This is a genomic window from Chimaeribacter californicus (assembly GCF_002858675.1).
GTDB classification, from domain to species: Bacteria; Pseudomonadota; Gammaproteobacteria; order Enterobacterales; family Enterobacteriaceae; genus Chimaeribacter; species Chimaeribacter californicus.
Window position 1 is genome coordinate 370,504 of record NZ_PJZF01000001.1, and the last position, 12,496, is coordinate 382,999.

Annotated in this window: 11 protein-coding genes and 3 tRNA genes; 8 read left to right on the forward strand and 6 right to left on the reverse strand. The window is 56.4% G+C overall.

Going from position 1 to position 12,496, the window contains the following annotated elements; genetic code table 11:
• The first annotated feature begins 95 nt into the window (after nucleotides 1-95).
• The 7 genes from sufA (at nucleotide 96) to CYR55_RS01745 (ending at nucleotide 6,971) form a co-directional block, all read left to right on the forward strand.
• Nucleotides 96-485: a Fe-S cluster assembly scaffold SufA gene (gene sufA, locus CYR55_RS01715; RefSeq protein ID WP_420912710.1), complete on the forward strand. Its 390-nt coding sequence runs from the start codon at nucleotides 96-98 to the stop codon at nucleotides 483-485.
• An 11-nt stretch (nucleotides 486-496) separates the two neighbouring features.
• The gene (gene sufB, locus CYR55_RS01720; RefSeq protein WP_101814430.1) at nucleotides 497-2,026 is read left to right on the forward strand and encodes a Fe-S cluster assembly protein SufB; all 1,530 of its coding nucleotides are present in this window, start codon (nucleotides 497-499) and stop codon (nucleotides 2,024-2,026) included.
• A gap of 130 nt (nucleotides 2,027-2,156) precedes the next feature.
• On the forward strand, nucleotides 2,157-2,903 hold the full coding sequence (gene sufC / locus CYR55_RS01725; RefSeq protein WP_101814431.1) for a Fe-S cluster assembly ATPase SufC: 747 nt from the start codon (nucleotides 2,157-2,159) through the stop codon (nucleotides 2,901-2,903).
• Nucleotides 2,878-4,182: a Fe-S cluster assembly protein SufD gene (sufD, locus tag CYR55_RS01730; protein ID WP_101814432.1), complete on the forward strand. Its 1,305-nt coding sequence runs from the start codon at nucleotides 2,878-2,880 to the stop codon at nucleotides 4,180-4,182. The genes sufC and sufD overlap by 26 nt, the downstream gene beginning before the upstream one ends.
• On the forward strand, nucleotides 4,179-5,399 hold the full coding sequence (gene sufS, locus CYR55_RS01735; RefSeq protein WP_101814433.1) for a cysteine desulfurase SufS: 1,221 nt from the start codon (nucleotides 4,179-4,181) through the stop codon (nucleotides 5,397-5,399). The genes sufD and sufS overlap by 4 nt, the downstream gene beginning before the upstream one ends.
• A 42-nt stretch (nucleotides 5,400-5,441) precedes the next feature.
• Entirely contained in the window at nucleotides 5,442-5,852 is a 411-nt protein-coding gene (gene sufE / locus CYR55_RS01740; RefSeq protein ID WP_101814434.1) for a cysteine desulfuration protein SufE, read from the forward strand.
• A 93-nt stretch (nucleotides 5,853-5,945) separates the two neighbouring features.
• Complete coding sequence (locus tag CYR55_RS01745; RefSeq protein ID WP_101814435.1) at nucleotides 5,946-6,971, forward strand: L,D-transpeptidase family protein; 1,026 nt, start codon at nucleotides 5,946-5,948, stop codon at nucleotides 6,969-6,971.
• Nucleotides 6,972-7,150: 179 nt separating this feature from the next.
• Here CYR55_RS01745 and CYR55_RS01750 read toward each other — a convergent pair whose 3' ends face one another.
• From CYR55_RS01750 to CYR55_RS01775, 6 genes are all read right to left on the reverse strand, one after another.
• Nucleotides 7,151-7,387, reverse strand: a complete 237-nt coding sequence (locus CYR55_RS01750) for a major outer membrane lipoprotein (protein ID WP_004943717.1) — start codon at nucleotides 7,385-7,387, stop codon at nucleotides 7,151-7,153.
• A gap of 299 nt (nucleotides 7,388-7,686) precedes the next feature.
• Entirely contained in the window at nucleotides 7,687-9,099 is a 1,413-nt protein-coding gene (gene pykF, locus CYR55_RS01755) for a pyruvate kinase PykF (protein ID WP_101814436.1), read from the reverse strand.
• Nucleotides 9,100-9,632: 533 nt separating this feature from the next.
• Nucleotides 9,633-9,709 (reverse strand) — tRNA-Val (locus CYR55_RS01760).
• Between the two features lie 16 nt (nucleotides 9,710-9,725).
• Nucleotides 9,726-9,802, reverse strand: a tRNA-Val gene (locus CYR55_RS01765).
• Between the two features lie 30 nt (nucleotides 9,803-9,832).
• Nucleotides 9,833-9,909 (reverse strand) — tRNA-Val (locus CYR55_RS01770).
• A gap of 173 nt (nucleotides 9,910-10,082) precedes the next feature.
• Nucleotides 10,083-11,456, reverse strand: a complete 1,374-nt coding sequence (locus CYR55_RS01775; RefSeq protein WP_101814437.1) for an MATE family efflux transporter — start codon at nucleotides 11,454-11,456, stop codon at nucleotides 10,083-10,085.
• A gap of 205 nt (nucleotides 11,457-11,661) precedes the next feature.
• Here CYR55_RS01775 and CYR55_RS01780 point away from each other — a divergent pair, with 205 nt between their 5' ends.
• Nucleotides 11,662-12,318, forward strand: coding sequence for a riboflavin synthase subunit alpha (locus tag CYR55_RS01780; protein WP_101814438.1), 657 nt, complete (start codon nucleotides 11,662-11,664; stop codon nucleotides 12,316-12,318).
• Nucleotides 12,319-12,496: the final 178 nt, after the last annotated feature.

Below are 12,496 nucleotides of genomic sequence, written 5' to 3' on the forward strand. Positions count from 1 at the left end.
CTATAATTCAGGTAGGATCAGATTGGACGACGCCCTGGTTTCGTTAACATCAAGGCATGGCGCGTACAATTTTTGCTCATTACGAGGTGGTTACGATGCAGACAGACAACACGTTGCCAAAGGAAAATGTCGGAACGTTCTCGCTGGAAGAGAATGTCTGGCAGGGGCTTTCATTAACCGATGCCGCGGCCCGGCAGGTCAAAAAGCTGGTGGAGCAGGACCCGGAAGTTCAGGGGCTGCAACTGGCAGTGAAGCAATCCGGCTGTGCCGGTTTTGCCTACGTGCTGGATCTGACTAAAAATCCGGCCGCAGATGATCTGGTCTATGAGCGCGACGGTGCCCGGCTGTATGTCCCGCTGAAAGCGATGCCGTTTATCGACGGTACTGAGGTCGATTTCGTCCGTGAAGGGCTGAATCAGATTTTTAAATTTAACAATCCTAGAGCTCAGCACGCCTGCGGGTGCGGCGAGAGCTTTGGCGTTTAAGTGACTCCAACATGACACGAAGCAATGTAGAAATTCCTGAGAACGTACAGGCTTGGGTCGGTGAGGGCAGCAAATACAAGGAAGGTTTCTTTACCCAATTGGTGACCGATGAGCTGGCCTCCGGCATCAATGAGGATGTGGTTCGTGCCATCTCCGCCAAGCGTAATGAACCTGAATGGATGCTCGAATTCCGGCTGAAGGCGTACCATGCCTGGACCAAGATGGAAGAGCCGCATTGGCTGAAAGCCTACTACAAGCCCCTGGACTATCAGGATTACAGCTACTATTCCGCGCCTTCCTGCGGCAGCTGTGATGATGTCTGCGGCTCGCAGCCGGGTGCCACGCAACAGCCGTCCGCGGCGGATGCGCTGGGCGTGCCGGCGCTGGAGACCCACAAAAACTACCTGACCAGCGAAGTGGAAGCCGCCTTTAACCAGCTCGGCGTGCCGGTGCGTGAAGGGGCAGAAGTGGCGGTAGACGCCATCTTTGACTCCGTATCGGTAGCGACCACTTACCGTGACAAGCTCTCCAAACACGGGGTGATCTTCTGCTCGTTTGGCGAAGCGATTCAGGAACACCCCGAGCTGGTGCGTAAATACCTCGGCACCGTGGTGCCGGCACAGGATAACTTCTTCGCAGCGCTCAACGCGGCGGTGGCCTCTGACGGCACCTTCGTTTATGTGCCGAAAGGCGTGCGCTGCCCGATGGAGCTGTCGACCTATTTCCGTATCAACGCGGCGAAGACCGGCCAGTTCGAGCGCACCATCCTGATTGCGGATGAAGGCAGCTACGTGAGCTACATCGAGGGCTGTTCCGCGCCGGTGCGTGACACCTACCAGCTGCATGCGGCGGTGGTGGAAGTGATTCTGCACAAAGACGCGGAAGTGAAATACTCCACGGTGCAGAACTGGTTCTCCGGCAGCAAAGAGAGCAGCGGCGGCATCCTGAACTTTGTGACCAAGCGTGCGCTGTGTGAAGGCAACGGCTCGAAAATGTCCTGGACTCAGTCTGAGACCGGCTCTGCCATTACCTGGAAATACCCGAGCGTGATCCTGAAAGGGGATAACTCGATTGGGGAGTTCTTCTCGGTTGCGCTGACCAGCGGCAAACAGCAGGCAGATACCGGCACCAAGATGATCCACATTGGTAAAAACACCAAATCGACCATCATCTCAAAAGGGATCTCGGCCGGCCACAGCCAGAACAGCTACCGCGGCCTGGTGAAAGTGCTGCCGGGGGCGGAGAACGCGCGTAACTTTACGCAGTGTGACTCCATGCTGATTGGGCCGGACAGCGCAGCGCACACCTTCCCGTATGTGGAAGTGCGCAATAACAGCGCCCAGCTGGAGCATGAAGCCACCACCTCGAAGATTGGGGATGACCAGCTCTTCTACTGCCTGCAACGCGGCATCAGTGAAGATGATGCGATCTCCATGATCGTGAACGGCTTCTGTAAGGATGTTTTCTCCGAGCTGCCGCTGGAGTTTGCCGTTGAAGCGCAGAAGTTGCTGGCGATAAGCCTTGAACACAGCGTCGGGTAACCGGCGCAGAAACAGGATGCCGGGAGCGGCACCTGTTTTGAACATTACCCAGGTTGAACAACACCGGATTTTGCGGTCAAGAGCGTGCAGGTCCACGCTGAACAGGGCGCAGGCGCGCTAAAGGACAGACATGTTAAGCATTAAAGATTTAAAAGTGAGCATTGAAGACAAGGAGATCCTCAAAGGCATCGATCTGGAGATCAGGCCGGGTGAGGTTCACGCCATTATGGGGCCGAACGGTTCCGGCAAAAGTACCTTGTCAGCGACGCTGGCGGGCCGTGAAGAGTATGAAGTCACTGACGGTGATGTCCTCTTCAACGGTAAAGACCTGCTGGAACTCGATCCGGAAGACCGGGCCGGTGAAGGCGTGTTTATGGCCTTCCAGTATCCGGTCGAAATCCCGGGCGTCAGCAATAATTTCTTCCTGCAGACTGCGGTCAATGCGGTGCGTAAATACCGCGGCCAGGAGCCGATGGATCGCTTTGATTTTGCTGATTTCATCGAAGAGAAAATTGACCTGCTCAAGATGCCGTCTGACCTGCTGACCCGCTCCGTTAACGTGGGCTTCTCCGGCGGCGAGAAAAAGCGTAATGACATCCTGCAGATGGCTGCGCTTGAGCCGTCGCTCTGTATCCTCGATGAAACCGATTCCGGTCTGGACATCGATGCGCTGAAAATCGTCTCCAACGGCGTGAACGCGCTGCGTGACGGCAAGCGCTCCTTCATCATCGTGACCCACTACCAGCGTATCCTGGACTACATCAAGCCTGATTTCGTCCATGTGCTGTATCAGGGTCGCATTGTGAAGTCCGGCGACTTTACCTTGGTCAAACAGTTAGAGGAGCAGGGTTATGGCTGGCTTACCGAGCAAGAGTGATGCACCCCAGGCCGGCAGCCCGCATGCGATGCAACAGCTTTACCGGTTGTTTGAAAGCCGTGGCGGTGAGCATTCCGCCCACGCACATACCCATTGGCAACAGGTGATGCGCCTCGGTTTTCCTCATGCAAAAATGGAAAACTGGAAATATACGCCGGTGTCACCGCTGCTGGGCAAACAGTTCTTTGCACCGGAAGCCCAGGCGTTAAACCGCAGCGAATGTGACCAGCGCGCCCTGGCGATTGACGCTTATCGCCTGGTGTTTGTGGATGGTGAGTTCAGTGCCGAATTGAGTGACAGCGAAACCGGCGACTTTATTGTCGAGGCCCTGACGCCGTCACTGCACAACGCGCTGCCGGAACCGGTGCAGTCTGAGGTCTTCCTGCACCTGACGGAGAGCCTGGCGCACCAGCCTCGGATGATCCGCCTGCCGGCCGGCAAACAGGCTGACAAGCCGCTTTACCTGCTGCATATCTCCAGCGGCCGCGCACAGGATGCCGAAATCAACACCGTGCACCATCGTTACCATCTGGAAATTGGCCGTGGTGCCCAGGCCCAGGTGATTGAGCACTACCTCAGCCTCACAGAGAACGGGCACTTTACCGGCGCACGTCTCACGGCGGACATCGGCGACAACGCCGTGCTGCGCCATATCAAGCTGGCGTTCGAGAGCCAGGCCAGCTACCACTTCGCGCATAACGATCTGGTGGTGGGCCGTGATGCCCAGGTGACCAGCCACAGCTTCCTGCTGGGGGCGGGCCTGTCGCGCCATAACACCAGCGCGCAGCTGAACGGCGAAAATACCTTGCTGCACATCAACAGCCTGGTGTTGCCGGTGGATGATGAGGTAAGCGACACGCGCACCTACCTTGAGCACAACCAAGGGTATTGCCAGAGCCGCCAGATGCATAAAGTGATTGTGCATGACCGTGCCAAAGCGGTGTTTAACGGCATGATCAAAGTCGCCAAACATGCGCTGAAAACCGACGGCCAGATGACCAACAACAACCTGTTGCTGAGCAAACAGGCTGAAGTGGATACCAAGCCGCAGCTGGAAATTTACGCCGATGACGTTAAATGCAGCCACGGTGCCACGGTTGGGCGTATTGATGATGAACAGCTGTTCTACCTGCGCTCACGCGGTATTGCCGGTGATGCGGCGCAGGAGATGATTATCTTCGCCTTTGCCGCCGAACTGACTGAGGCGCTGGAGGACGACGCCCTGCGTGAAACGGTATTGCACCGTATTGCCGGGCGCTTACGTGGAGGCCAGCAATGAGTTACCCGATTGAACGGATCCGGCAGGACTTTCCGCTGCTGGCGCGTGAGGTGAATGGCCAGTCACTGGTTTATCTCGACAGCGCGGCCAGTGCACAGAAACCGGAGCAGGTGATTGCCCGCGAGGCGGAATTCTATCGCCACGGTTATGCCGCCGTTCATCGCGGCATTCATACCCTCAGCGCGGAAGCCACCGAGCAGATGGAGGGCGTCCGCGCCCAGGTGGCGCGTTTTATTAACGCGGCGTCACCGGAAGAGATCATCTTCGTCAAAGGCTCGACCGAAGGGATTAACCTGGTCGCCAACAGCTTCGGCAGCACCTTCCTGGAACCCGGCGATCGCATCCTGATCACCGAGATGGAGCACCACGCCAACATCGTGCCGTGGCAGATGCTGGCCAAGGCCCGTTCGCTGCATATTGACGTCTGGCCGCTGACCGCCGAAGGTGAACTGCAGCCCGGCATGCTGGAGCAACTGATCACCCCGCGCACCAAATTGCTGGCGCTGACGCAGGTGTCTAACGTGCTGGGCACCATCAACCCGCTGGAACAGATTATCCCGCAAGCGAAAGCTGCCGGGCTGAAAGTGCTGGTGGATGGGGCGCAAGCCGTGATGCATCAGAAAGTGGACATGCAGGCGCTGGATTGTGACTTCTATGTCTTCTCGGCCCACAAGCTGTATGGGCCGTCCGGCATTGGGATTCTCTACGGCAAGGCTGAGCTGCTGGCACAGATGCCGCCGTGGGAAGGGGGCGGGTCGATGATCCGCGAAGTGAGCCTGACCGGGGAAACCACCTTTGTTGCCGCGCCGTGGCGCTTTGAGGCGGGTTCACCCAATACCGCCGGGATGATGGGGCTGGGCGCGGCGATTGACTATGTCGAGTCGATTGGCCTGGATGCCATCCATGAGTATGAATCCTCGCTGATGCGTTATGCGCTGGAAGCGATGGCGCAGGTACCGGATATCACGCTGTATGGCCCGGCCGAACGTGCCGGGGTGATTCCGTTTAACCTGGGCAAACACCATGCCTATGACGTCGGCAGTTTCCTCGACCAGTACGGCATCGCCATCCGTACCGGGCACCACTGTGCGATGCCGCTGATGGCGTTTTATCAGGTTCCGGCGATGTGCCGTGCCTCCCTGGCCATGTACAATACCCGTGAAGAAGTGGATCGTCTGGTGGCCGGCTTACAGCGGATCCACCGGCTGCTGGGCTGAATGCCCGGCCGCGTTTATGTTAACTGAGGCAGGATAGGCATTATGGCGACGTTGCCGGACAAACAAAAATTGCTGCGCAACTTCTCACGTTGCGCTGACTGGGAAGAGAAGTACCTGTATGTGATTGAGCTGGGGGCAAGCCTGCCGCCGCTGAGTGAAGAACTGCGCCAGGATCGTTACCGTATTTCCGGCTGCCAGAGCCAGGTATGGATTGCAATGACTAACACGGACGGCCGGGTCACCTTCCAGGGTGACAGTGATGCTGCCATCGTGAAAGGGTTGCTGACCATCGTGTTTATTCTCTATAGCGGCATGACGCCGCAAGAGATTGTGGCACTGGATGTGCGCCCGTTCTTTGCTGAGCTGGAGCTGAGCCAGCATCTCACCCCCTCACGCTCACAGGGGCTGGAGGCGATGATTCGCGCCATCCGCACCAACGCTGCAGAGCTTTAAACTTCCTGTAAGCCGCGCCTTCTGCGCGGCTTTTTTTTGGCCTGTATCAGGCATCAGGATAGCGACACCGCTCGTGATAAGGATAAATCAGGTATGAAAAAAGCACGCTGGTTGCTGGGCCTTCTCAGCACCCTCTGGTTACTCACTTCATTCTCTGTACGCGCCACGGATTACCCGCTGCCGCCTGAAAATAGCCGGCTGATTGGTGAAAATGTCACGTACACCGTGCCGAATGACGGCCGCTCGCTGGAGATGATTGCTGCCGATTATAAAATCGGCCTGCTGGGGATGCTGGAAGCCAACCCAGGCACAGACCCTTATCTGCCGGCGCCCGGCTCGGTATTGACTATCCCGACCCAGATGCTGCTGCCGGACACGCCCCGTGAAGGCATCGTGATTAACCTCGCGGAACTGCGGCTTTACTATTACCCGAAAGGGGAAAATAAAGTGGTGGTGTACCCCATCGGCATCGGCCAGCTTGGGCGTAATACGCCCACGATGGTGACTTCGATTATCCAGAAGATCCCTAACCCGACCTGGACGCCTACCGCCAATATCCGTAAGCACTATCTGGAAGAGCAGGGCATCACCTTGCCGGCCGTAGTGCCTGCCGGGCCGGAGAACCCCATGGGGCTGTTTGCGCTGCGTATGGCCGCAGGTGGGGGCGTTTACCTGATCCACGGCACCAATGCCAATTTCGGCATTGGGATGCGTGTGAGCTCTGGTTGTATCCGCCTGCGGGCCGCAGATATCGAGGCGCTGTTTAATCAGGTGCCGAAAGGCACACGGGTGCAGGTCATCAACCAGCCGATTAAAGTCGCGGTCGAGCCGGATGGTAAACGCTACATTGAGGTGCATCAGCCGTTATCGCACACCGATAAGGATGATCCGCAGACCATGCCCATTGCGAAAACCAGGGTGATCAAGGCCTTTATCAAAACGCCGGAAACCAATGCGGAGGTCGTCAAACAGGCGATTGAGCGCCGCTCAGGGATGCCGGTACTGGTCAACACCGGGCCGGATGCCAATGATGCGATCCCTGAAGCGATCATGCCGCAGAGCGCCAGCAGCCAACCTGCGCCCGTGACAGAAACCACACCGCCACAAAGCCTGCAATAACGCGCTTACATAAGGTTTCCTTGCGCATGGAGGCGCAGATAAGCGTTCAGACAGAAAAGGGAAAAGGGCCGGAGGGGGAAGGCAGGGGCAGAACCTATTAATGCCTGTGTTATTGATGCGTATAAAAACGGGCAAAAAAATGGCGCACAGTGTGCGCCATTTTTATTAGCCGAGCTCGATTACTTTTTGTAAGCGTGAGCTTGGTTGTCCAGACGCTGGTTAGCGCGTGCTGCATCGTCTTTAGCGGCTTGGACGTCAGAACGGATTGCGTTCACGTCGTTGCTCAGCTGGTCAACTTTAGCGTTCAGAGTCTGAACGTCAGAAGACAGTTGATCGATTTTAGCATTGCTGGAGCAACCTGCCAGCAGAGTAGAACCCAGGATTACTGCGCCCAGTACCAGTTTAGTGCGATTCATTATAAATACCCTCTAGATTGAGTTAATCTCCATGTAGCGTTACAAGTATTACACAAACCTTTTTCTAATGAGAATAAATTTTTAGGGCTGAAGCACTTTATTTTGATCGTTCGCTCAAAGAAGCATCTGCTTTTGCTGTAAAGTTAAAAAAACCAGCGAAAACATGCTGCTTCTATGGGAACCCTCTCAAAATTTGTTCGCTTAAAAAAGTAGCGATTTTCTGAAAATACCCGATCGACGGATGAAAAAAACGCCGCTGAAGCGCGGCGTTTTTATTCTGCTCAGGATGTCACGTTTAATTAAAGCACGTGTACCGAAGAGGTATTGGTGGTGCCGCTTGGTACCAGCGCACCCGACACCATGACGACCACGTCGCCTTTCTGAGCCAAGCCGCTTTCCAGCGCCGCTTCTTTACCGATGCGGTAGAAATCATCCGTAGAGGCGATCTCTTTCACCACCTGGGTGATCACGCCTTTGCTGAGGATCAGCTGGCGGGCGGTCACGGCATTGGTGGTCAGGGCCAGGATAGTGGCATGCGGGAAGTATTTACGTACCGCTTTAGCTGATTTACCGCCGCCGGTGGCGACCACAATCAGCGGTGCATCCAGCTTCTCAGCGGTTTCTACCGCACCGCGGCATACCGCTTCGGTGATGCGCAGCTTACGGCTGTCATTCAGGCTGTCAATGCGGCTCTGCATGACGCGATCAGTACGCTCACAGATGGTCGCCATGATGGTGACCGCTTCCAGCGGGTATTTACCCTTGGCGCTTTCACCAGACAGCATTACCGCATCGGTGCCGTCGATGATGGCGTTCGCCACGTCACCGGCTTCTGCACGGGTCGGGCGCGGGTTTTTGATCATGGAATCCAGCATCTGGGTCGCAGTGATGACCACTTTGCGGGCGCGGTTACATTTCTCGATCATCATCTTCTGTGCGAAGATCACTTCTTCAACCGGAATTTCAACGCCCAGATCGCCACGCGCCACCATGATGCCGTCAGACGCATCCAGGATTTCGTCGAAGTTGTTCAGGCCTTCCTGGTTTTCGATTTTGGAGATGATCTGGATCTGCTCGCCGCCGTGGGCTTTCAGGTGCTCACGGATTTCCAACACATCAGAACGTTTACGGATGAACGAGGCCGCTACGAAATCAACGCCCTGCTCACAGCCGAAGATCAGGTCACGTTTGTCTTTTTCGGCCAGTGCCGGCAGCTGAATGGAAACGCCCGGCAGGTTAACGCCTTTGTTCTCACCCAGGTCGCCACTGTTCAGGACTTTACAGATCACCTCGGTTTCGGTGACTTCAACCACTTCCATGCCGATCAGGCCATCATCGACCAGCACGGTGTTACCGATTTTCAGGTCAGCGGCGAAACCGGCGTAGGTCACGGCCACACGCTCGGTGTTACCAATGACGCTCTGATCGGTGGTGAAGGTAAAGGTCTGGCCGGCAACCAGAGAGGCATCTTTACCGCCTTCCAGCTTCATGGTGCGGATTTCCGGGCCTTTGGTGTCCAGCAGGACGCCAGCCTTATGGCCGGTCTTCTCCATAACCGCGCGCAGGTTTTTGATGCGCTGGCCATGCTCTTCATAATCCCCGTGGGAGAAGTTCAGACGCATCACATTCATGCCGGCATCCAGCAGCTTGGTCAGCATCTCTTCTGATTCAGTTTTCGGGCCGATCGTACAAACAATTTTGGTCTTTTTCATGACAATAGGTTCTACAAGTTGTGATGGATTGAAAAGTGCGTATGGCTGGCCGCTGTGCGACCAGCGTGGAATATGAACGGTGTCGGGCGCTGCAAAACATAACTAAGCGTAGGCGATGGCAGCAGGGTTGGGGTGGAAATATGTGTTGAAACAGCGCCGGACGTGGCAGTGGCCGGTCGAAGAGGTCGGAATAATTGTTGTAAGAGGTATCGACAGTTCAAGGCGCTGAAACCTTTCAATTGAAATGACGTTCCGCATTATAGAGGGTAAGCGACGGGGAAACAAAACAAAAATCAGAAAGAGGCGACTTGATTTATACAAAACCTCAGGAATGTGACGCAAATGAAACTTTTTGCATATGGGTGTTGCGCAACCGTTTAATGACTGTTTTTCATCTCCTTATGCAATGCAAATTGATTAACAGCAGAGCAGAGCGGAAAAAGGGCAGACAAAAAAAGGGAAAAACGCAGGGTGGCGGCGAACAAAACAGGAGAAGGTAAAAAAGCAGAGAGAAAAGAAGAGTAAGGCATGAATGGTGCGTTCTAATGGACTCGAACCATCGACCCCCACCATGTCAAGGTGGTGCTCTAACCAACTGAGCTAAGAACGCATGTGAAACGCTGATGTGGTGCGTCCGAGTGGACTCGAACCACCGACCCCCACCATGTCAAGGTGGTGCTCTAACCAACTGAGCTACGGACGCACATTATCATATTGCAGAAGCCAGAAAGTGTGGTGCGTCCGAGTGGACTCGAACCACCGACCCCCACCATGTCAAGGTGGTGCTCTAACCAACTGAGCTACGGACGCATCATTTTTTCTGATTGCCGGTGCCGGCAACGGGGACGAATATTAACGGCGCGGCCGGGCACTGGCAAGCGGAAAAATGCAATTTTCTTCCAGATTTCACGCGATTGCCGAGCGAGTGCGCACTCCGCTGTTTTTTTCGTCACTCCCGGCGCGCGCCGGGCGCAAAAGCTGTGTCAATGCGCCGCGCGTTTCAGGATCAGCGCCGCCGGCTGACATTGCAGCCAGCGCATACGCCAAATCACCATGATGGCAGAGAAGGTCAGGCCGATAATAAAGCCACACCAGAAGCCGCTTGGGCCCATCCGCGGCACCAGCACGTCAGTCAGCGCCAGCAGGTACCCGCTGGGCAGGCCCAGCACCCAATAGGCCACAAAGGTAATAAAGAAGATCGAACGCGTATCTTTATAACCGCGCAGCACGCCGGAGCCGATCACCTGCAACGAATCAGAGATCTGGTAAACCGCCGCCAGTAGCATCAGGTGGCTGGCCATCGCCACCACCGCCGGGTTTTCGTTATACAGCAGGGCGATTTTCTCACGCATCAGCACGGTGAAAATCGCGGTACAGCTGGCCATAACCACGCCGGTTGCCAGGCTGGCATAGGCCGCCACCCGCGCGGCTTCCGCCGACCCTTCACCCAGCCGGTGGCCTACACGGATGGTGGCAGCAACCCCTACTGACAGCGGGATCACGAACATCAGCGAGCTGAAATTAAGGGCGATCTGGTGGCCCGCTACCGGCACGATGCCGAGCGGGGAGACCAGCAGCGCCACAATGGCAAACAGGGTCACCTCAAAAAACAGCGCCAGCGCAATCGGCAGCCCGAGCAGGGTAAGGCGGCGCAGCACCTGCCAGTCCGGCTGGGCCGGTTTGCTCTGCAAATGGATGTCACGCATTGAGGGCGCGCGTTTTACGTACCAGCTCATCAGCAGGAACATCACCCAGTACACCGTGCCGGTCGCCACACCACAGCCGACGCCGCCCAGCGCCGGCGCGCCGAATTTCCCGTAGATAAAGATATAGTTGACCGGAATATTCACCAGCAGCCCGATGAACCCAATCACCATACCCGGCTTGGTTTTGGACAACCCCTCACACTGGTTGCGCAACACCTGGAAACCGAGGTAGCCCGGTGCGCCCCACATAATCGCGTGCAGATACCCCACGGCTTTGGCTTCCAGCGCCGGGTCAACATCCTGCATCAGGCCCAGCAGGTGGCCGCTTTGCGAGATCACGGCGATCACCAGCACTGACAGCGCCGCCACCAGCCAGAATGCCTGCCGCACCTGGTGGGCAATGCGCTCACGGCGGCCGGCGCCGTTCAATTGGGCCACCACCGGCGTCATCGCCAGCAGAATGCCATGCCCGAACAGGATCGTCGGCAGCCAGATCGAAGTGCCGATCGCCACGGCGGCCATGTCGGTGGCGCTGACAGAGCCGGCCATGATGGTGTCAACAAAGCCCATCGCCGTCTGGGAAATTTGCGCAATAATCACCGGAATGGCTAACGCCAATAAACTTCGCGCTTCGATCAGATACTTCTGCACGCCAACACCTTTTTATTATGGGGAATGAGCAGGGGAGCCGGCCGTCACTGGCGGCATCAGAGAAAATAGGAATAAGCATAAGATTGTACCGATCCACTCCGGCTAAGCAAACCCCGGCAACGAAAAGCACCGAGTTGGCAAGCCGGGAAAACTGCGGCACACTGGATGCATTGATAACGCCTGAAAATATGAAAGAGGCTTGCTAATGTTTACCGGTATTGTTCAGGGCACCGCGCCCCTGGTGGCGATTGATGAAAAACCCAATTTCCGTACCCATGTGGTGCAGCTTCCGGCAGAGATGCTGCCCGGCCTGGCGCTGGGGGCCTCGGTGGCCCATAACGGCTGCTGCCTGACGGTCACGTCGATTGACGGCGATCGCGTCAGCTTTGATCTGATTAAAGAAACCTTGCGGCTGACCAACCTCGGTGCCCTTCAGGTGGGCGATCGGGTCAACCTTGAACGGGCGGCCCGTTTCAGTGATGAGATTGGCGGCCACCTGATGTCCGGCCATATCATCTGTACCGCCGAGATCAGCAAAATCGTTACCTCTGAGCATAACCGGCAGGTTTGGTTCCGCATTGCCAACGCAGAGTATATGAAATATATCCTGCATAAAGGGTACATCGGCATCGACGGCATCAGCCTGACCTTAGGCGAAGTGGTCAAAGACCGGTTCTGCGTCCACCTGATCCCGGAGACGCTGGAGCGCACCACGCTGGGCAAAAAACGTCTGGGTGACGTAGTCAACATCGAGATCGATCCGCAGACCCAGGCGATTGTGGATACGGTAGAGCGGGTGCTCGCCAGCCGGGAAGCGGCGATGGCCGCCGCCAAAGCGATCGGTGAAAATCTGGCAGAGTGAGTGTTGCCGCTAAATCACACACCCGGCCCTGTGCCGGGTTTTTTTTCGCTGTGGCGTGGCTCACAAAACCGTGGGCGCAGCGCGGTGCCCTTTCCGATGTTGCCAGCCCTCTGGGCGGCGTGGCAGTCAGCTAAAGGCGGCCGCGTTTTCACCTGCCTACACTGCGGGGAAAGGTCAT

Coding starts and splice junctions, on each gene's coding strand:
- sufA (WP_420912710.1), top strand. CDS start 96: ATGCAGACAGACAACACGTTGCCAAAGGAAAATGTCGGAACGTTCTCG.
- sufB (WP_101814430.1), top strand. CDS start 497: ATGACACGAAGCAATGTAGAAATTCCTGAGAACGTACAGGCTTGGGTC.
- sufC (WP_101814431.1), top strand. CDS start 2,157: ATGTTAAGCATTAAAGATTTAAAAGTGAGCATTGAAGACAAGGAGATC.
- sufD (WP_101814432.1), top strand. CDS start 2,878: ATGGCTGGCTTACCGAGCAAGAGTGATGCACCCCAGGCCGGCAGCCCG.
- sufS (WP_101814433.1), top strand. CDS start 4,179: ATGAGTTACCCGATTGAACGGATCCGGCAGGACTTTCCGCTGCTGGCG.
- sufE (WP_101814434.1), top strand. CDS start 5,442: ATGGCGACGTTGCCGGACAAACAAAAATTGCTGCGCAACTTCTCACGT.
- CYR55_RS01745 (WP_101814435.1), top strand. CDS start 5,946: ATGAAAAAAGCACGCTGGTTGCTGGGCCTTCTCAGCACCCTCTGGTTA.
- CYR55_RS01750 (WP_004943717.1), bottom strand. CDS start 7,387: ATGAATCGCACTAAACTGGTACTGGGCGCAGTAATCCTGGGTTCTACT.
- pykF (WP_101814436.1), bottom strand. CDS start 9,099: ATGAAAAAGACCAAAATTGTTTGTACGATCGGCCCGAAAACTGAATCA.
- CYR55_RS01780 (WP_101814438.1), top strand. CDS start 11,662: ATGTTTACCGGTATTGTTCAGGGCACCGCGCCCCTGGTGGCGATTGAT.